Raw genomic sequence first — 19,017 nt, forward strand, 5'->3', positions numbered from 1 at the left:
TTTCCAGTTAAGAACTGAATTAAATTTGAATGCGATTAACAAAAAGGAGTTGAAACTTAGAATGGCCAAATTTAAAAGTGGATATACTCTAGGGGATCAAAATAAGAAGGTAGCTGCTTTTTATAAAAGCTGAAAATTTTCATTCTGAATTTGGTAAAAGACTAAGAGCTGTTAGGAAAGAAAAAGGTTTATCTCAGACCGCAGTTTGCAAAGTGTTGAAATTACCTACATCTGTTTTATCAGGGTATGAAACAGGACAAAGAAATCCTACCATAACAAGACTTAAAATATTAGCAGACTTTTATGGTGTAACTACAGACTGGCTTATAGGACGGGATCGATATATGTATCATAAGAGTGACTTAATTATTCAAGAGCCAAGAACCAATTATTTTTTAAACGATCTTTTGGATGCGAGTGAAGAGGATCTGCAAAAGCTCCAGCAGCTTTGGGAAATCATTAACGAATAATAGTGTTCATACTCTAAAAAGAAAGGGTGTAAAAGGTGGAGCTTGGTTACGCAAGAGTGAGTACAATTGGTCAGGATTTAGACACTCAAGTTGAACGGCTAGAGGCAGCTGGAGTACAAAAAGATCACTTATTTATTGAAAAAGTAACCGGAACAAAAATGGCAGCGCGAGAACAAATCCAAGCACTTTTAAAGCATGCCCGTTCTGGTGATCATATTTATGTAACCAAGATTGATCGTTTGGCCAGAAGCATTTTGGATTTGAATAAGATTGTCAGTGGGTTAATAGAGAAGGAAATCAGTATTACTTTCATCGATCACAATATGACATTTAAAGCCGATGCAAAAGATGATCCGTTTCAGATGCTGCTGTTTAATACTCTTGGCAGCTTTGCGCAGTTTGAACGAGATATGATCGTTTCTCGAACAGGAGAAGGGAGAAAACGGGCTATAAAAAACGGTAAAAAGATGGGACGTAAAGGACAGCCTGAACAGAACATTAAGCAAGCCATAAAACTATTTGAGGCCAGAGAAGAAAAGGGAATGACTATTTCCGATATTTCAAAATTAACTGGTGTTCCTCGGTCTACAATTTATGCGGAATATAAAAAACTAAAGAACCAGATGATTAAAACTTGATTCTGACTCGATAGCAATGTTTAGGATTAATTAAGGTGAACCGTATCACAAGTGATAGTAAAGCGGAAATATGAATTAGTGGTATAAAAGAAGATATTGAAATACAAATATCTTTTTGAATAAAATAAAGTAAGCTGGGCTAGGGGGCTTATTTTGATATAATAGGTTGTGGGGAGTTTATTTCCGAGACTGAAAAGATAAACAACTCACCCTGGAATAAACATTAAATAAAGTGGTGAATTTATGAATTATAACGCGATTTCTCTATTTTCAGGAGCTATGGGGCTGGATTTAGGAATAGAGAAAGCTGGAATAGAAATAAAGGTTTGTGTTGAAAAGGATAAATGGGCTAAAAGTACAATAGAAAGAAATACAAATATTCCAGTTATCCATAAGGACATAACGGCAGTTACTTCAGAGGAGATATTAGAGAAAGCGAACTTAAAAAAAGGAGAAGTTTTTTTAATTGCTGGTGGCCCGCCATGCCAATCTTTTAGCTCTGCAGGTAAACAACGAGGACTAGCTGATTTTAGAGGAAATACTATCATCAGGTATTTAAATATCGTAGAGGAGATCGAACCTCAATACTTTATTATGGAAAATGTTAGAGGATTGATTTCTGCAAAACTAAATGAAGTGCCAGTAGAATTTAAAGAGTATGAGGATATAAAAGATGTTAAAGGAAGTGTAATGTACTTTTTGCAAAATGAATTTAAAAAGTATGGATACACGATAAGTTTTACTTTATTTAACGCTGCTAACTATGGAGTACCTCAAAAACGAGAAAGAATGATAATTTTCGGTTATAAAGGTAAGGAAAGAATCCCGTTACCAAGACCTACTCATAGTGAAAATGGAACTATAAGGGACACTCTTCCATGGGTTTCCATAGATAAAGTTATAGGAGATTTAGAACCGGCAACGGAAAAAGATTATATTCCTTTAGGAGAAAAGGCTAAAAAATACCTAAGTATGCTAAAACAAGGGCAGTATTGGAAGGATCTTCCTGAAGGGGTAGCGAAGGAAGCTATGGGTAATTCATACGAATTGGGTGGAGGAAAGACAGGTTTCTTTAGAAGGTTGAATATGAGTGAACCATCACCTACCTTAGTTACTTCTCCGTCCATGCCTGCTACAATGTTATGTCATCCAACCGATCTTAGACCTTTATCAATAAAAGAGTATGCAAGAATTCAACAATTTCCTGATCATTGGATTTTTGAAGGCGGAATAAGAGAAGTTTATAAGCAAATAGGAAATGCGGTTCCGGTAGGATTAGGATATATAGCGGCAAAAAATATTCTTAATTTCCATGAAGAAAGAAACTTATTAGTGCCCTATTCAAGATATAAAAATACAACTGATTTTGAATTTAATAACTTTTTTTTAACACAATTAGGAAAATCATCAATAGTTAAAAAACAGCAGAAAAAAGAGGAAGTTATTAATTTTGAAAGTAAAGATTTTGAAGAACAAGTAATATTAGATTTAGAAATTTAATATGGAGAGAATAGGGACAATTATCTTCCCTATTCTCTCTTTTTTTTAGTCTTCTATTAAAAACTCTTCAACATTATCTAGTAGAACTTTTAAATGGGCTAGGATATCGTTATAAGCCACATCTGTTAAACTCCAATAGTCATGACCAACAACACGTTTAATTGGACCACTATATGTCCAACCACAATTTGTTTCTATACATGCGGCTAATAATGAATTTTCATAACGTGATAATTCTATTGTAAGACGAGGAGCTTGAGAGCCAGTTAAAGTATTTTTCTGTGTTTTCAATTGTGTAAAGTAAAGATTGTTATTTACATATGTAATGACATCTACACCTTGTAGCTTAATACCTAGTTCTTTTTCCAAAGAAAAAACATTAGAAGACAAATTAGCTATTTCTTCCCAAAACAGCCCTAACTTTGTATTAATTCCACGAGTGATAGCATTAGATGCACTAAGAGTAGGCGCTCCAAGCAACTCATAGAGATTATTTCTTCGAGATAGTGCAGTAAGCTTTATATTCTCTAAGTAAGGATAGAGATTCCTTTCAAATTCTTCAAATTTATCCTTAAGAAGATGCGCATTGTTAGGCTTGCTGGCTAAGTAATCAGGAAGTTCGATCTCTAAGGCTTTTTCCCATAATTTATACTCGTCTAGTGTAGGATCTTGAACCCGTAGTTTACTAATTGTTTCATAAAGGTCTGCTTGAAAGTTGGAAATATTAATCACTCCTTATTTTTATTTAGCTAAATTTTACACCGAAGGAGTAATTTAGTGAATAACTAATTAAAAGAAGTCTAGAAAGTAACTTAATAAGCGGAGTCATTGGTTATCTGTTAAGTTACGTTGTCATAGAAAAAATTCAAATTTCTTAGTATTAATGATGTTTTGGATTATTTTCTTTTTTTTATTTTTAATAAGAGTATGGAGTTCTCTCGGTAAAAAAAGAAGATTAATAAAATATTAATTGGGCGAAACCCATCTCATCTACTTCGTAGATGTGGAGTTAGTATAGTTTCATGGACACAGTTTAATTAAGTCCTTACAATTATTTTTGAGAGGATGTGTCCGAATTGGAACGTAAACCTGCAGGCAAAAAATACAACCTTGATTTTAAGAAAACGATTGTGGATTTGTATCATTCTGGCAGCTCAGTTAAAGAATTAAACAGCGAATATGGCGTATCAGAAGTAACGATTTATAAATGGGTGAAAGACTTTACCCCTATCGGTTCAGAGAAAGAGGCACTGACACCAAAAGAGTTAGCCGAGATTCAGAAAGAAAACCTTCGGTTAAAACAGGAGGTAGAAATCCTAAAAAAGGCTATGGCCATATTCGCGAAAAAGTAACTGAAGCAGAGCTAACCCATTTTATCGAAGAACACAAGGATCAATACCCTGTTCAGAAGATGTGCGAAGTACTGGCCGTGCCAAGAAGCAGCTACTATGATTCCCTTGAAAAAACGATGTCAAAGCGTGAACATGAAAACCAGGAACTCACGAAGGAGATCCAACGGATTCACCTGGAAAGTAAGGCGCGTTACGGCGCTCCGAAAATTCATAAAATCTTATTAAACAACGGGTTTTATTTAAGCCTAAAGCGTGTCCAGCGCCTAATGAGAAAGGCAGGCCATTCGTTCGATTATCAAGAGAAAATACCGTCCCTGCCCCTCAAAAGAAAAGGTTGTGCAGCTGGATAATCTTTTAAAACGAGACTTCTCTACCTGCACGGTCAATGAGAAATGGGTGGCGGATATTACGTATATTCCTACGTTAAAAGACGGCTGGTGCTATCTGGCCTCTGTATTGGATCTGCATTCGAAAAAAATCGTTGGCTATTCTTTTTCTCGTTCTATGACATCAGAATTGGTGATTGAAGCACTTCAAAACACCTGTTTTTCTCAAAAGCCCCAAAAGGGCTTAATTCTCCATACTGATCTTGGCTTACAATATACCAGCAGTGAGTTTACTCAGTATGTTCAAAAACACGATATTCAGCAGTCTTTCAGCCAGAAAGGCTGTCCTTATGACAATGCCTGTATAGAATCATTTCACGCCATACTAAAGAAAGAAGAAGTATATCATACGCAATACACAGACTATCGAGCTGCAAATCTGGCTATATTCCAGTTTATAGAAGGCTGGTATAACCGAAACAGAATCCATAGCAGTATTGGTTATCAGACACCTCAAGCCATTGAGGATGAAATTAGAAAAGCAGCTTAAGGCTTAATTTTTTTGTGTCCAAATTATTGACTCAAATCCAAGATTTTGTTGGTCAAAAATCCGGTCAAGAAATTTAAATTTTTTATTTAACAGTTTTTCAGAGGGTATGAGTATTTAAGTGTTTAATGCCTTGGAGTAACTGATTTTTAAAAGGGGAAACAGACCTTCTCAGAATGAGGACACCATCTTGACAGGGTAGAGGTCGCTAAACCGAGCTAGTTTATAATTAAGGTAGGAAGGAATTTGAAAATATTCCGAAGGTTTGTTATTCTAATTTCATAGCTTTACTTATTCGTCACAGTAATGTGAAAGTCGATATACCCTTCCTCTTGCCAAGGGAGAATCGACCTAAAGTATTTGCCGCTATTCTTACTATGCACTGCATAGATCAGGGAAATAGCAGGCCGGTGGCTCAGCCATCCTAAAGCGATTATTGGATTTTTTAAAAGCAGGCATATGACCTTACTTCACTATGCCTTTATAGAGCAGACCTTAAAACCGGTGGATTCCGCATGAATCAAACCGGTTTTTTTTGCGTTTACATGCTCATGATCCCGTTAAAAGAAGCGTATTTGCTCAAAGAGAGCAGTGCGCTTTTTTTATATAAAAATTTCTTGGAAAGGGTGTTTATCAAAATGGAAAAAGGAATCGTTTTTTCTCAAGAACAGAAGTCATTGATCTGGAGCCGGCTTGTTGGGCCAAACGGCGGAACAAAAGAAGAAGCCAGGCATTTCATGGAAGTCTGCGAAACATTCGGGCTGAATCCGCTGCTTGGTGATGTTCTGTTTCAAAAATACGAAACAAGAGAGGGAACGCGTACCGATTTTATTACCACGCATGACGGACTGCTTCGTACAGCCGCCCAGCATCCTGATTATATCGGGCCGCCTTGTGCAGCAGAAGTAAGAGAAAGGGATGAGTTTGAAATCATTCCGTCTGAAGGGTACGTGCGGCATGTATTTGGCCAGAAGCGGGGCAAGATTATCGGCGCTTATGCGGTTATAAATCATAAGCGGTTCTGTCCCTGTGCTGTATTTGTGAATTTTGAAGAATGTCTGAAAGCCAACACATGCGCCCAACAGAGGAGTGAAAAGGAAAGTTCATCTGACTGGGATGAGTTCCCCGCTGCCATGATTATTAAAGCCGCAGAAGTGTTGGTTTTAAGAAAACAGTTTCCGCTGGGCGGCCTTCACACAGCCGGGGAAGCAGAGTTGAAAAGTGAAAAAGCAGATACTGTGCTGGACCATCAAAAGGATCATGAAATGAATTTGCTTGCATCCGGGCAGCACGTTCATGGTCAAGTAACAGCGGAAAATCCGCCGCCAGGTAAAGAATCCAAAAGCAGTTCAAAAGAGGAAAGCTGTTCAAGCTCTTCTGAAGAAACAGATTCAAAAGGCTTTGTGCTAAAACACTACAATTCCGGTATCTCACCAAGCGGCATCCCGTATGTCAAACTGCAGGTAGTGGATCAGGGGTCGAAAGAAGAGAAGCTGGTTCTCGCAAAAGGAGAACAATCGGTTGAACTGACCCGGCAGATTCCAGAAGAAGAACCTTTTCTTATGGATACCCGGGAGGAAAACGGCTATCTCTTTTTAACATCAGTGAACCAGGTAAAAGCCGGATCAGCATCATGATTACCGCTGCATTTACAGACGGTGAGATGCTGATATGCGCAATGCCATCTGAACGGAAGAACGGCCTGTATCTCGCAATGGTTCGTCCTGAAAGAGACGGCCTTCTTGTGACGCATTCAGTTTCCGGCAGTACAAAACAGCAGAGAACCTGTATTAAAGAAGCAGTCGCTTGTTATTACATGTGGCGGTGGTGGAAGCAGCGCACGAAGGTCACTGTAAAATCTGCATCCATTGTACTTCAGCCGCATTGGATTCAAATTCCGGTGCCGGGTACGGTCCCAGACATCATACAGCAGATAGGAGAGGATGAGTGGCATGCTGCCGAATATTTTGGATGTCGCTTCTGAACATAAACTGACATTCCAGCCCCGGTCACTCGGTAAAAAGCAGACACTCGCCAAGTGTCCGTTCTGCCGCGAAGACGACCAGCCCAGGAAGCGGAAAAAGTATTACCTTTCCTTAAACACACAGGAGCAAATTTTTAAATGCTGGTATTGTGGCGAGTCAGGCGGTGTTTTCCGGTTCATGGCTCTTCTGGAAGGTGTATCGGAAAATGAAGTCATCGACCGGTACCGTAAAAAAAGCCGCAGCACCTACAAACTGCATCCCGCTGAGAAACTAACCAGCAGCCAGTGTAGAATGATGGGTCTGGATAAAAAACCGGATTGGATGGGTATCCGCAAGTTCGACTATCCATCCTATAAAAAACTGAGGGAACTCGTCTGGAAAGCATGGAATCAGTTTCTGCAGAATGAAAAGCGGTTTGCCTATCAGCTGCTCGTAATAAGCATTGCTGGCAGAACCTATGGGAAAGCGGTAGAAGCGATTGGGAAAAGGGAGAAAGAGATTGGTGCACCGTTCCTGAAAGAAGTGCTGGATATCTATTCTCTCTCTGAACGGCCCAGGCAAATTAACCGCCTGGAAGCATTGGCGCTCCATATAGGCGATCCATTGAAATATCCCTATTCACCAATGGAGAAAGAATAATATGCAGCCGCTATGATTGGTGTGCAAAAGAGTGCTAAAAAAATGGGATGCTGCCGGCATTCTCTCAAAGGAGGAATCATTGTGTTAGCAAGCATTAACAGGAAATTTTATCAATCACCCAAAACGGCCTGTTTCTTATTAAGCTTGAAGAAAAAACGCGCTGAGAAGGCATTTATCTGCTTTCAAGATGCAGCGGAAAGCGGCAAAAGCCTGATAGGCGGGGATGGTGGAAGGTTATGCTGATGGCTGTCCCGAAAATCAGGTCCAGGCAGGAAGCTTCAGAGCTGGCTATGGAAATTGAGCGCATGGAAGCCTCTTTAAAGACCCTGAAAGCGGAGTTAAAACGGTTTGTGGACCAGAATGGCGCCATTGAAACGGGCGAAAAAGTATGGAACTACAATACAGCGGTTTCATGGGAATTTCATGAATCCGGCCTGAAAGAAATGGCCACTCAGCTGGCGCTTGAAGGAATCAACCCATGGGCAGTGATGACGATTTCAGCAGCGAATTTGAAGAAAATCGGCTGGAATGAAGACGTGCTGCGCCAATTTGGGCAAAAAAAAGAGACGAAGCGCTTTTCGTCTAAACAGAAAAAATCTTAAGTTAAACACAGTATACCATATCTAAAATAAGCCTTCCACCCCGGTCATAAAAAGCGGTGGCATGATTCCTCGTGCCGCTGCGGCGCGGGGACTCATGGAAAGGATAAAACATTGAGAAAAACATATATTGAAACAGCGCGTGAAGTTCTTTCCATGTATGGTTCTGGACAGGGAGTGGACTTGCAGCATCTGCTGGCGGTCTTAATCGGTCCGAAAGCCACCCCGGAGCTGTGCGGCCGCCTTTCGGCTAAAGGAATTCAGGATCTGGCGGATCTGACAGAGCGGGAATGGTGTGCAGAAGGGCTGACCCTTACGCAGGCTCAACGGGTCATGGCCGGATTTCAGGTCGGCCGGAAGTGGAGCTTTGTATCGGCTGAGCAGCGTTTTACGGTTCGCAGTCCGGAAGATGCCTACAGCTACCTGCGCACAAAAATCGGGTATGAAAAGCAGGAAGTCTTCTATGTGCTGTATTTAAATACAAAAAATCAGGTCATTTACGAGCGGGCTGTCTTCAAAGGAAGCCTGAACGCATCGATCGTGCATTCAAGGGAGGTCTTTCGCTTTGCGATACAGCATTCAGCTGCAAGCATTGTATGTTCGCACAATCACCCTTCCTTTGATCCTTCGCCAAGCCGTGAAGACATTGATGTCACCAGGCGTCTGGCGGAAGGCGGCAAAATGATCGGGATCGACCTGCTGGACCATATCGTGGTCTGCCCGCAAAAGTACTTTTCGATGAAAGAAAAAGGCTATCTGTAAACAGCCTTCTCGTTATAAAAATCCAAAGAGTGTTTCATAAAAGCCAAATCCATTTTCGGATTTGGCTTTTTGTGTTTTAAAATCTCGAACAGAGGAGCGTTTAAAATGAGCGAAACGATTTACCGGATGGTTACCGACCGAATTATTGAACAGCTGGAAAAAGGAGTTGTGCCCTGGCGTCGTCCATGGAAAAACGGTGCGACGGTCAACTGGGTGAGCCAAAAACCGTACCGGGGCATTAATTCTCTTCTTTTGGAGCCGGGCGAATATGCAACATTTAAGCAGATCAGGGAAGCTGGGGGCAAAGTCCGTAAAGGTGAAAAAGGACATATCGTCGTGTTCTGGAAATGGACAGAGCGTGAAAATGAAGAGACCGGCGAGAAAGAACAGATTCCGCTTCTTCGCTATTACAAAGTGTTTCATGTGATCAAGCAGGCAGAGGGCCTTCAAAGCAAACGGGATAAGGAAACATTTGACCATAATCCAATTGAATCGGCCCAGCAGATCGTGGATGGATACGCCGATTCACCTGTTATCCACCATCAATCGGGACGTGCTGTTTACTTCCCCAAATTGGATCGTGTAAGCGTGCCGCCGCTGGAAGACTACAGGGAAGCAGAAGAGTATTATTCTGTCCTGCTTCACGAATTAATTCACAGCACCGGCCATCAAAAGCGGCTTGCCCGCAAAGGGATCACTCAAAGCAGCGTATCATTTGGAGATGAGGTTTATTCCAAAGAAGAGCTGGTTGCGGAAATCGGCGCGGCCATGCTGTGCGGAGTAGCAGGTATTGAAAATGCGACGATCGAAAACAGTGCCAGCTATATACAGTCCTGGCTTCGGGCATTGAAGGAAGATTCCAAGCTGATTGTTTATGCGGCAGCCCAGGCTCAAAAAGCAGCAGATTATATCCAATCCGGCCTTGGAAAAGGTCTTTACAAAGAAGGATAAAGAAAAAGTATTTTAAATTGGTTATGTGCCGTTCTGCGAGTTGGCTGTAGATTCTTAAACTTGCGGAGCGGCAAGAACAATATATTATTGTTATAACAGTAGTGGTATATAACTTATTAATTCAGTTTTTGATCTCTAATTAGAGGTGAAGAATAAAATATAAACGGTGGTGAAAGAAGTGGAACGGTAAATCATTAAGATCGGAAACAGCTTAGGTGTTACGTTGCCACAGGAAGTAGTGGAGCATTTAAAAGTAAAACAAGGGGAATCTGTTGTATTCAATCTCAGCGAAAATAGAAAAGTGATCTTTAAAAAGCGGCCGCCTGTCAATATAGAAGGGTTTGATAACGATATCGATCAAGATTTCCTTGAGGGAATGAAAGAGATGTTTAATCAGTACGATAACACGCTTCGCAATCTGGCTGATAGGTAATCAAAAGGCCAAACAGTCGATCAAATCAATAGAAGACTTTCATAAAGTTGTTGATAAGTATACTTAGTCAAAAGTGTATATGAGCAAAAGTATACTTTTGCTCATATACACTTTTGTTGTTCCTAAATATTCGTCCTTAAAAGACAGAAATGTGCCTCGTACAACCCTGTATATACTGACTAATAAACATACGTTTCACACAATGAGATAGAATGAAAGTAGAGAGGAGGCGGCTGTGGTGTTTCAAGCAATTAACGAAAAAAAGCAACAGTTAGATGCGAAAAGCCCTTTGCCTGCTTATACACTAAAGAGCTTAAAAGAAAAATTGCTGCTTGAATGGATATATCATTCCAATGCAATTGAAGGAAACACACTTACATTAAAGGAAACAAAGGTCGTTCTTGAAGGCATTGCGGTAGGCGGCAAAACCATACGGGAACATCTTGAAGTCATTAATCACCGGGAAGCCATCAAGTACGTTGAGGAAATTGTCACTAAGGATGAGCCACTGTCTGAATGGCAAATTAAAAATATTCACCGTCTTGTTTCAAAGGGAATTGATGAGGAGTACGCAGGTGTGTACCGTAATCAGCAAGTGTTTATTTCAGGGGCAGAACACACTCCGCCTGAGCCGTTTTCTTTAAAAGAGAAGATGAAGCAGCTTACTGCATGGCATGAAGGAGAAGCACAGCAGCTTCATCCGGTCGAACGGGCTGCCAAATTGCATGCCATCTTTGTCGGGATTCACCCATTTATTGATGGGAATGGCCGCACGTCAAGGCTGTTGTTAAACCTGGATTTAATGAAGTCAGGATTTCCTCCAATCGTCATTAAAGCGGAGAATCGCCTAGCTTACTATAGCGCATTAGACAAGGCGCACACTACAAACGATTTTCAAGACTTTATCCAATTGGTAGAGCAGGAAGTGAATCACACGCTAGATTTGTATTTGTCTGCGGTAAATTAATCTTGGGGAAACAGCTGTTCAGATGCACAGAAACAATATGACGTTCCAAAAGACAAAAAAGCGCTGCTTTGTTTTGAAAGCAGGGCTTTTTTTGTATTATGTTAGATGGAAAGAGGATCAGTCTTCTAAAATCTCCAACAAAGTACGCGCTTCATATAAATGACTGGCGAACTTATTTAGGAAATCTCGCCGCTTTTGTTTGCTTATGCTGCCTGCTGCTGATGTGTCTAATAATTCAATATAATAGGAAAGCTCAACCGCAATAATGTCCGGCTCATTAAACTTGTATTCTGCTGCTGCTTGTTCATGGTCTTTGTCCAAATCATCACCTTTATTAGCCGCAATTAATACTTTATGAACCGTCCCTGCAACTGCATTTTCCTTGGCATCCTCAAACACTGCGGATACACATTCTATGACGGGTTCATAATGGCTAAGCTGAGCGGCTGCTTCCGCTATATATTTGGTAAAGGGCTTGTACAAAACAGCCAGTCTATCCTTAAAGTCTTGAGATTCTCCAGTGAACTGCAGCGCAAACGTTTCCTGAACAAATTTTCTTTTCCGAGTGATAGGACGGAGGTCTTTTAAGACATCATTGAAAAATCGCTTTTCAAAGTATTCAGATGCCCCAAGTGTTGTTGTTGCTTTTGTTAAAGACTCTTTAATCACGCCTGACGTATGATCAGTTAGGTTATGCTGCTGGTATTCAGATACAAATACGGCTATAGACTGTCTGTAGTTCTGATCAAAATATTCCTCATCCAGGTACTTTTTTTGTGCAATGTCAGAACTCCAATCTGAATGCTTATTCAACATAAAAAAAGCCTCCTTTGATCTTTTTGGAGAAACAGTTTTTTCCAATACGCTGCAACCTCTGAATAGTACCATCTAAGTGCCCTCATTTCCATAATTTTCTGTATTCTTAATATTTCTTTAATATAAATAATAAATATTGGGGAGTTTGTTGAAAGGAAAAGCAACTGACTTCTATACATCAAGTTGGTCCTCATAGAAAAACACCTCCGATTTGTTCTTAAGTATTACAAAATGGTTAATGAATAAATTAAATTTATATAAGAGGCAATCAATAATAAGCAAAAGTATACCTATGCAAAAGTGTATGTTTGTATAGGTATACTTTTATATAGGTGTACTTATATAAATATACACTTTTGTTAGGTTATTAAGAGAAGAGTCAACCGCTTATCTGCTTTTCTGGATTCTTTTAATAATGAGCTGCAGTAACTTCTTGATAAACAACTTCCATGCACCTTCATGACACGTGCGGCATGGCCTTTGCTAATGCAGTTGCGGCCTTGCAGCAGGGAGTAGTGATTCACTTTGACAGCTCCGTTGCAGTGTTTGGCGGCTGTCCGTATGCACTAGGGGCAACCGGTAACATTGCGACAGAAGGTCTTGTACACGGATTTGAGAAAATGAGTATAGAAACCGGTATAGATCTAAAAAAAATCATTGCTGTGGCGAAGGAAGTCCACCACATGCTTAGAAAAACAAATCAGAAAAGCAGTTACATGCTTCAGATGGGGCTATGTTCTTCATTCAGCCCCAAATCAGAAAAACAAAAAACCTCGGATAAAACGCTTATGAAAGATATATCATGCTTTCAAATTTCCACCTGCGAACAGATAATCATAGGTGGAAATTTGATTAGGTATACTTTTGTGATAAGCACTTTTTAAGTAAGGCATTTAAGAACCTCATTAAAGAAATAATGTTTAAGCGGCCAATCTAAATCAAAAACAACAATAATCACTATATGCAGAATTCAAATATAAACAATATAATAAACCACCTACTAATAAAAAACCAGAAAAGGTTTGCCGATTGTACTAATAGGTGCCTTGAGCTGAGCAGCAGAATTCAGGAAAAAGTTATGTTAGAGTCCGTATTAATGGATATCATAAAACAGGGCTTTCTTACAGGTATTCCATATTTGTCAGTCCTGGTTAGAAAAGATAGCTGTAGTTAATAAAAATTGGAATAATTAAATATGATTAACTACAAAGCTTATTTCTAAATGAAAACGATGATATTTAGAGGAAGCGGACACTCAATATATAGATTAATTAGAAATAAACTTTGCGCCAAATTTTCATTTTGCGAAAAGTTTATAAGGTTGAATAATTTGGTATTATAATGAAATAAAAATTTGAAGTAATTGCTTTGATTGTGGTACAGTCGCTTATTATTTTTTATATAGAGGATGATTTTATATGGAAGGTTTTTTTAAGGTGGAATTTATAGATGGATCGTCACAATATCTAGCACATGATTTTTTGCTTCTGCAAGCTCGATTGAGAAAAAAAAGGTACTTCAGCCTCTTCGAGAACAGTACCGGGCAAAACAACTACGTGTAGGATGTGGGTGCTCTGAGCCAAAAGTAAGAATGAAATTGTGTTTCGAGAAGAAACAGATACATATTTTATACAATCATTCCCTGGTGAAGCAGAAACACATAATTCAGATTGTTACTTTAGAAGAGAGACGTCACTATCTATGGGTGGCAGTTCAACAAATGGTTTTCAGGAGAAGGAAGATGGAACAATTGATTTGAAAATGGATAGTTTAGATTATAAAAGTCTCAATCAAAAGAATAATCGTTTAAAAACTAATAATATAAATAAACCTAGCAATTATAATAACAGTGATGCAAGTTTAAGTATTTCAACAAAGAAAGTCACAATGAATCGGCTTCTAAAGCGTATAGTAACTGAAGCTTGGAATAACTCAATTATTTATAGTGGGAAAACAAATTATCCATCATACAATGCAAGTACTGTATACAAACAACTAATCCGTTTTGTTTTAAAAAATATAAAAACAAAAATATACGTTTAGATCACTTGCTGTATCAGGGTGCTTCCCCGGGACAGGTTTATATGATTGAAAAGAAGCATAGTTTTCAGAGTGCAGCGTTTACTATCCTCTATTTAGATACGGATGGTATTGATCGGCAAGATGATAAAGTTTTGCTGACTCTATTAAATCCAGAGAAAAATCGCGAATGTCAAATCCAAGTTCAATCCATGTGGTTTGATCGTGCTTTTGAAATGGTGAACAAGGTTTCTGGTCCATATTTCGCGGGCGGATTCGTTACAAGAGATGGATATAATGCTATGCCTGAGTTTACTAGTTTTGCATTGGTTCCAATTAGTAACTATGGGGCACCTGTAGAAAGTACTTATGAAAGAATACTCTATAATCATCTTTCTACACACCAGCGCCGAGTAACTCGTCCCTTTCATAAAGATGTTGACCACCGATGGAATGGTTTCATTCCAGATGGCCTTTTTATAGATACGTATCCTAAAACAATTCTTGAGGTATTCGGTATATCTGAAAGCGATACTACCTATCATGAGAGAAGAAAAGCAAAAATCGTCCAATTTTCATCACTGAAACCCAATTACTTATTTTGGTATTGGGATACATATTTAAAGACTAAGGTCCCTTCTCTGCCTCCTTCCTTTAAATAATAAAATACACAAGTAGTATAAATATTTTGCTTTATTAGATACCAAGACTAAGATTTAGTCTAAATTAAAATTTTATTGATCTTACTTATCATTCGTTATGATCATTATCTAAACCAGGAATATTAAAAATTGCAGTGTATGAATAAATAGCTAAGGAAAGAACAAATACATGAAGGGCATAAGGATCACTTATTACATCTACAATATTTTTGATTTTAGTGTTTACTAACCCAGATAAAATCGCATAGAAAAACAAAGTAAAGGTGGCTATTTTTTCAAGCAATGATCGCGCTTTTTGAAGATCAGATATTTCTTTAGAGCCACGCGTTTTCGGATCTAATAAATACTTTATTGGTCCTTGGTCTGTACGATTATTTAGAATATTATTAAAACGAAAATATACTTTTTTCATCAGAGTTCTAAGTACAATTTGAATAACTATGATATAGATAACCATACAGATCACTGAGGAAACGGCTAATAAAGAAAGCTGAGCTAATGTGTTTGTCTGCTTATTACCAAAAAATACTGTAATTAGCCATTGTGCTGCTATCAAAGACCATACGATCCAAAACATGAGCTGAGCAATACTAATAAATGCACTTCCAAGAACTGCAAAGGCATGTGTCAATGTAGTGTAAAGTGAAATTCTTATCATCTCTAAAAGAAAGCTTGCTAAAAGAACAATTAATAAAAAAACTAAAAATCCACTAATAAGGTTAAGATATTTTAAAAGGTTATAAATTAAAAAGCTGATAGAGGGAATACCCAATAAAAAAATGATAGTCCACATAATTGCGCTAAAATTAGGATGTTCTTCTAAGTATTTTTTTACACTTGCTATCAGGACCGACCTCTTTTCTATAATGGAAACCCAGACTTTGGAAATATAATGATACTTAATTGGTTTGATAAGTTTATAATTCATATTTTAAAAAAACCAAGGAAGGGATTTCCTTGGCATACTCTATTGATATATTATGCTATTGTTGAAAAATTACCATTTGTGTGTTGTGGTATTAAAAGATTGTGAGTTCTTAAAAACTGTGATTTAAAGTTAAAATTACAAAAGTAGTTATGATACTCTGCAGCCCATTGATATTTAGAAAAAATTCGTTGATTACCTTGATATTTTGCCAAATTGTCTGTTATAGCTTTTTTATGTTTACTTAATCCAGATAGCGCTATAGCGTAATCACCATAATCCCGAACGTCAGACATAAAAGATTCCAGGTAATTTATAAACCATTCTCCATCTGTAGAATCAATTAAAACATCTTTAGATTGGGGTGAATGGCGGGGATCTGCATAGTATTGTAAATGAGATTTAACCATTCGCACTGCATCAGCGCTTAATATTATTCGTGGATGAATTGCTCTATTTGCTTCTAAATCATGTGCTTCAATGATTGATGGTCCATAGGCAAATTCATCATCACCATAGTAGTCACCAATTGACACGCCTCCACGGACAAAAAAACCATTTAAAGATAAGGCAGTTTGGAAATCAGCAAACCCTAAAAAAATGCTGCCTAATTGTGACTCTCCATCGTCATATATAGGAAAACCAATTACAATATTATCTGTAAATGATTTAAGGATTCCTACGTAATCCTTGTCGGGTTTTAGCTTTTTATATTCAGTCGTCAAAATACGGTGAAGTTGCTTTAAAAGGGCATTTCCTTTTCCCTGTGCTTGAGCTTCAAGGACTAATTGAGAGAAGCCTAAAATATCTGCGAAACACACAGCAGATTTTAGTAGTTCTGGGTTTGCGGGATCATATCTCTTTAGCAAAATTTATTCTCCTTTTTCTTCAAAGTTAAAAATGCCCTTATTTGGTTGGACGAGACAATGACTAGTATACTTTATTACCATTAACTTCACAATCTTTGCTTTTTAAATGGTTTTCTTAAGGCAAATAATTTTAAATTTTCTTGATAAAGTTACGCCAAAATTTGATTTGGCGCAAAGTTTGTTTGTTTTTGACTAATTGAAAAACTGCCTTTCCGATAAATGTCTCTAAAGAGCGTCTTGTAACAAAGCAGGTTATAGTTTTACCGCTGGTATTGCTCGTCTGCAGTTATATACACGCCGAAAATGTAGTAGAGTTTTAAAAATTATTTTCTATAAAAAAAGCGCAACTAGGAAAGCTGCGCTTTCTTATTCTGCAATTTTCTCTAAGTTTCCGTTCCGGTCCATCTTGAAGGAACTTCTTTTCTCTTCTTCCCCGCCGAATATCACCATTTTTCTTGCTCGGTCCATAATTTTCACTAGTGCTTTATAGTCTTGCTCAATGGTAAGCGTTCTTTTTTCAAGTTCTTCATATTTTACTTCCAAATCTGTTTTCGCATGTTTGACAGCTTCCAGTTCTTTTTGAAGACTTTCAACATCCTGGCTAGACGTATGAAGGTTTTCCAAGAAGGCAATTATGCTGCTCATTGTGAGGTTTTCTTTTCCAGTATCTTCATTCGTATTTTTTGATAGCTCATTACTTTTTAACAGAATATGCAGCTCTTTTGGTTTTTCTTTGTTTTGAAGAAGGCGGAACGACTGCTTTCGATGTTTGCGGGCCAGCCTAAGTGCCTGCTCATACTGTTTTCGTATAACGGCATTCCAGCGGAAGCCGCATGCTGCTGACGTTCGATCAAGGCTGTCTCCTACTTCTTCGAATGCTTTCAACTGTGTACTACCCTCCCGAACATGCCGCAGTACTGTTTCCGCAAGTAACAAATCATTTTCCTCTGACCAGGCATCCTGTCTTACTTTCATCTAAAAATCACTCCCTGTATTTAGTTTAGCTTTCTATAACATAACCTCTACCTCTCTCTTTTATACAAAAGAGTAAAAAGTGTGATGCATACTATTTATATTCTGGTTAACTTCATATTATTAAAAGAAAGTAAAAAGGTGGTTTAGCGATTCTGAATAGGCATTGATTGTCGCTCATAATAGCTACCTATCATTCACCGTCACTCCATAAAAGCCCTTTTAAAAAGCAAAAGAAAAAAGGAACAGCCCAGCTATAAAGCAAAGCCGATTCCTTCCTCCAGATAGCCTTGTTAACGAGATTATCAAAGATAATAAATACAGAGAGATTCTACTAACATTATTTGTGGTAGAAGCGAAGAGAAATCAGATGCATAAACTTTCACTCCAGGCAGGTTACACACCTTCAGCAACCAGGGATTTTTTTTGCTGCATCATATCACGAACTTCTTGGAGGTATTCTTCATTTGTAAAGATCTCCTTAGTCGTTGCATTATGCTGTCTGGCGTGCCTTGCAAAGTTACTGGAGCCGACCCAAGAACCGCAAATCGGACATGGCAGTTCTCCCTCAACCTCCCACTGTTTTACGGTGAATCGCTTTGTATTCACGGTTCCTCTACCTGTATGCTTTATGATAGGGTCTGTGTTTTTTACAACCGCATGATTGTTTTTCATATATTCATCATTGTATTCGGGAGAACCTTCTGTAAACTTCATATTTTCGGTTATTTCCCGCTGAACAAGAAGGTAAATGGCTTCGCTAATAGAAAGACCTAACTCATCACAGTGCTCTTTAAATTGCTCATAAAGGCTTTCTGGAAGACGGGCAGTCAGGACCGTGGAAGGCTCTTTTCTTCTTTTGTTTCTTGCGAATTTTTCCAAATAACTCATTTTATTACCTCACCCTTTTCCATTTTGTATACTTACTGTATACATATGAAGGTAGCTAATCGTTTATGTATGCGAAAATAATCACTAGCAAATACATCATCATCATTGAACATCAATTAGGACTAAAATTGGCACTGAACAAACTCTGTGTTTGGTTAGACGTGTAGTATTAAATAAAGTATCGTTTAATTGTGAATTCGAAACCTTTTACAATATGTATGGAATGGTATCTGACAAGTTACCTGAAAGTGAAAATAGGTTGTGAATGACTTAGGGCGGACAAATAGAAAGTGAAACTGGATTTCTTTTTATACCTAGGCAATGGTCTTTCTTATAAGGAGGCAAAACCATGAGCATAAATAAGACGATAAATTCAAGCGAGTTTAAGCATATGACGAGTTATTCAGTCTATACCAAGGATGAAAAGGAGTTAAATAAAATTAAACAAAATCTAGTAAAAGGGATAAAAAACACGTATGGGGAAGACACTTATGTGCGGCTAAAAGAAGGTACACGCAATGCCATAGAGAGAATGTGTAGAGTGGCTGCTTAGCGCGGTTTCTTTTACATCAAGCGAAGTGATTTTGCTGATCGAAATAATATTTCTGAGAAGACTTTTAGAAACCTGCTTTCTCATCTTCGCAGGGAAAGAATAATAGTGACTGTTTATCAAAAAATGGAAACGCAAAATGGG

At 38.3% G+C, this 19,017-nt stretch carries 20 protein-coding genes and 1 pseudogene; 15 read left to right on the forward strand and 6 right to left on the reverse strand.

All coding sequences use genetic code 11. The features are described 5' to 3' along the window. Window positions 1-122: 122 nt before the first annotated feature. From VP98_RS18630 to VP98_RS15015, 3 genes are all read left to right on the forward strand, one after another. Window positions 123-470 carry a helix-turn-helix domain-containing protein gene (locus VP98_RS18630; protein ID WP_231584196.1) on the forward strand — a complete coding sequence of 116 codons (348 nt, stop codon included), beginning with the start codon at window positions 123-125 and terminating at the stop codon, window positions 468-470. Between the two features lie 35 nt (window positions 471-505). Next, on the forward strand, window positions 506-1,108 hold the full coding sequence (locus VP98_RS15010; RefSeq protein ID WP_046176223.1) for a recombinase family protein: 603 nt from the start codon (window positions 506-508) through the stop codon (window positions 1,106-1,108). Window positions 1,109-1,351: 243 nt separating this feature from the next. Beyond that, the gene (locus tag VP98_RS15015; RefSeq protein ID WP_046176224.1) at window positions 1,352-2,608 is read left to right on the forward strand and encodes a DNA cytosine methyltransferase; all 1,257 of its coding nucleotides are present in this window, start codon (window positions 1,352-1,354) and stop codon (window positions 2,606-2,608) included. A 45-nt stretch (window positions 2,609-2,653) separates the two neighbouring features. Here VP98_RS15015 and VP98_RS15020 read toward each other — a convergent pair whose 3' ends face one another. Further along, window positions 2,654-3,340: a hypothetical protein gene (locus VP98_RS15020; protein WP_052712263.1), complete on the reverse strand. Its 687-nt coding sequence runs from the start codon at window positions 3,338-3,340 to the stop codon at window positions 2,654-2,656. A 344-nt stretch (window positions 3,341-3,684) separates the two neighbouring features. Here VP98_RS15020 and VP98_RS15030 point away from each other — a divergent pair. From VP98_RS15030 to VP98_RS15070, 9 genes and pseudogenes are all read left to right on the forward strand, one after another. Next, window positions 3,685-4,836: pseudogene (locus VP98_RS15030) on the forward strand (IS3 family transposase). Between the two features lie 512 nt (window positions 4,837-5,348). Continuing rightward, a complete protein-coding gene (locus VP98_RS15035) occupies window positions 5,349-6,470 on the forward strand; it encodes a recombinase RecT (protein ID WP_046176226.1) in 1,122 nt (373 codons plus the stop codon). Further along, the gene (locus tag VP98_RS15040; protein ID WP_046176227.1) at window positions 6,467-6,817 is read left to right on the forward strand and encodes a hypothetical protein; all 351 of its coding nucleotides are present in this window, start codon (window positions 6,467-6,469) and stop codon (window positions 6,815-6,817) included. The genes VP98_RS15035 and VP98_RS15040 overlap by 4 nt, the downstream gene beginning before the upstream one ends. Continuing rightward, on the forward strand, window positions 6,786-7,457 hold the full coding sequence (locus VP98_RS15045) for a hypothetical protein (protein ID WP_046176228.1): 672 nt from the start codon (window positions 6,786-6,788) through the stop codon (window positions 7,455-7,457). The genes VP98_RS15040 and VP98_RS15045 overlap by 32 nt, the downstream gene beginning before the upstream one ends. A 236-nt stretch (window positions 7,458-7,693) precedes the next feature. Then, a complete protein-coding gene (locus VP98_RS15050; RefSeq protein ID WP_046176229.1) occupies window positions 7,694-8,059 on the forward strand; it encodes a hypothetical protein in 366 nt (121 codons plus the stop codon). A 111-nt stretch (window positions 8,060-8,170) separates the two neighbouring features. Beyond that, on the forward strand, window positions 8,171-8,818 hold the full coding sequence (locus VP98_RS15055) for a JAB domain-containing protein (protein ID WP_231584193.1): 648 nt from the start codon (window positions 8,171-8,173) through the stop codon (window positions 8,816-8,818). Between the two features lie 105 nt (window positions 8,819-8,923). Further along, the gene (locus tag VP98_RS15060; protein WP_046176230.1) at window positions 8,924-9,769 is read left to right on the forward strand and encodes an ArdC family protein; all 846 of its coding nucleotides are present in this window, start codon (window positions 8,924-8,926) and stop codon (window positions 9,767-9,769) included. Between the two features lie 199 nt (window positions 9,770-9,968). Beyond that, window positions 9,969-10,202 carry an AbrB/MazE/SpoVT family DNA-binding domain-containing protein gene (locus VP98_RS15065; protein ID WP_269431509.1) on the forward strand — a complete coding sequence of 78 codons (234 nt, stop codon included), beginning with the start codon at window positions 9,969-9,971 and terminating at the stop codon, window positions 10,200-10,202. A 238-nt stretch (window positions 10,203-10,440) separates the two neighbouring features. Next, on the forward strand, window positions 10,441-11,169 hold the full coding sequence (locus VP98_RS15070) for a Fic family protein (RefSeq protein WP_046176232.1): 729 nt from the start codon (window positions 10,441-10,443) through the stop codon (window positions 11,167-11,169). Window positions 11,170-11,286: 117 nt separating this feature from the next. Here VP98_RS15070 and VP98_RS15075 read toward each other — a convergent pair whose 3' ends face one another. Beyond that, complete coding sequence (locus VP98_RS15075; RefSeq protein ID WP_046176233.1) at window positions 11,287-11,985, reverse strand: hypothetical protein; 699 nt, start codon at window positions 11,983-11,985, stop codon at window positions 11,287-11,289. A gap of 449 nt (window positions 11,986-12,434) precedes the next feature. On the opposite strand from VP98_RS15075, the gene VP98_RS15085 reads away from it, so the two are divergent. The 3 genes from VP98_RS15085 (at window position 12,435) to VP98_RS15095 (ending at window position 14,666) form a co-directional block, all read left to right on the forward strand. After that, a complete protein-coding gene (locus VP98_RS15085; protein WP_269431508.1) occupies window positions 12,435-12,869 on the forward strand; it encodes a beta/alpha barrel domain-containing protein in 435 nt (144 codons plus the stop codon). 715 nt (window positions 12,870-13,584) lie between these two features. Further along, on the forward strand, window positions 13,585-14,028 hold the full coding sequence (locus tag VP98_RS15090; protein WP_156151410.1) for a hypothetical protein: 444 nt from the start codon (window positions 13,585-13,587) through the stop codon (window positions 14,026-14,028). Window positions 14,029-14,069: 41 nt separating this feature from the next. After that, the gene (locus VP98_RS15095; protein WP_046176237.1) at window positions 14,070-14,666 is read left to right on the forward strand and encodes a hypothetical protein; all 597 of its coding nucleotides are present in this window, start codon (window positions 14,070-14,072) and stop codon (window positions 14,664-14,666) included. An 88-nt stretch (window positions 14,667-14,754) separates the two neighbouring features. Here VP98_RS15095 and VP98_RS15100 read toward each other — a convergent pair whose 3' ends face one another. From VP98_RS15100 to VP98_RS15115, 4 genes are all read right to left on the reverse strand, one after another. Further along, on the reverse strand, window positions 14,755-15,594 hold the full coding sequence (locus tag VP98_RS15100; protein ID WP_046176238.1) for a hypothetical protein: 840 nt from the start codon (window positions 15,592-15,594) through the stop codon (window positions 14,755-14,757). Between the two features lie 50 nt (window positions 15,595-15,644). Then, complete coding sequence (locus VP98_RS15105) at window positions 15,645-16,460, reverse strand: hypothetical protein (RefSeq protein ID WP_046176239.1); 816 nt, start codon at window positions 16,458-16,460, stop codon at window positions 15,645-15,647. Window positions 16,461-16,826: 366 nt separating this feature from the next. Next, on the reverse strand, window positions 16,827-17,435 hold the full coding sequence (locus VP98_RS15110; RefSeq protein ID WP_046176240.1) for an RsfA family transcriptional regulator: 609 nt from the start codon (window positions 17,433-17,435) through the stop codon (window positions 16,827-16,829). A gap of 393 nt (window positions 17,436-17,828) precedes the next feature. Continuing rightward, window positions 17,829-18,323 (reverse strand): ribbon-helix-helix protein, CopG family, encoded by a 495-nt coding sequence (locus VP98_RS15115; protein ID WP_046176241.1) that lies wholly within the window; start codon window positions 18,321-18,323, stop codon window positions 17,829-17,831. Window positions 18,324-19,017: the final 694 nt, after the last annotated feature.

Origin of the sequence: Domibacillus indicus (assembly GCF_000970685.1) — a bacterium.
Taxonomy (GTDB): Bacteria; Bacillota; Bacilli; order Bacillales; family Domibacillaceae; genus Domibacillus; species Domibacillus indicus.

Excerpts from the sequence above, each read along its gene's own strand:
- VP98_RS15015 (WP_046176224.1), top strand. The coding sequence starts at position 1,352 with ATGAATTATAACGCGATTTCTCTATTTTCAGGAGCTATGGGGCTGGAT.
- VP98_RS15035 (WP_046176226.1), top strand. The coding sequence starts at position 5,349 with ATGAATCAAACCGGTTTTTTTTGCGTTTACATGCTCATGATCCCGTTA.
- VP98_RS15040 (WP_046176227.1), top strand. The coding sequence starts at position 6,467 with ATGATTACCGCTGCATTTACAGACGGTGAGATGCTGATATGCGCAATG.
- VP98_RS15045 (WP_046176228.1), top strand. The coding sequence starts at position 6,786 with ATGCTGCCGAATATTTTGGATGTCGCTTCTGAACATAAACTGACATTC.
- VP98_RS15050 (WP_046176229.1), top strand. The coding sequence starts at position 7,694 with ATGCTGATGGCTGTCCCGAAAATCAGGTCCAGGCAGGAAGCTTCAGAG.
- VP98_RS15060 (WP_046176230.1), top strand. The coding sequence starts at position 8,924 with ATGAGCGAAACGATTTACCGGATGGTTACCGACCGAATTATTGAACAG.
- VP98_RS15075 (WP_046176233.1), bottom strand. The coding sequence starts at position 11,985 with ATGTTGAATAAGCATTCAGATTGGAGTTCTGACATTGCACAAAAAAAG.
- VP98_RS15085 (WP_269431508.1), top strand. The coding sequence starts at position 12,435 with ATGCACCTTCATGACACGTGCGGCATGGCCTTTGCTAATGCAGTTGCG.
- VP98_RS15095 (WP_046176237.1), top strand. The coding sequence starts at position 14,070 with ATGATTGAAAAGAAGCATAGTTTTCAGAGTGCAGCGTTTACTATCCTC.
- VP98_RS15100 (WP_046176238.1), bottom strand. The coding sequence starts at position 15,594 with ATGAATTATAAACTTATCAAACCAATTAAGTATCATTATATTTCCAAA.
- VP98_RS15110 (WP_046176240.1), bottom strand. The coding sequence starts at position 17,435 with ATGAAAGTAAGACAGGATGCCTGGTCAGAGGAAAATGATTTGTTACTT.
- VP98_RS15115 (WP_046176241.1), bottom strand. The coding sequence starts at position 18,323 with ATGAGTTATTTGGAAAAATTCGCAAGAAACAAAAGAAGAAAAGAGCCT.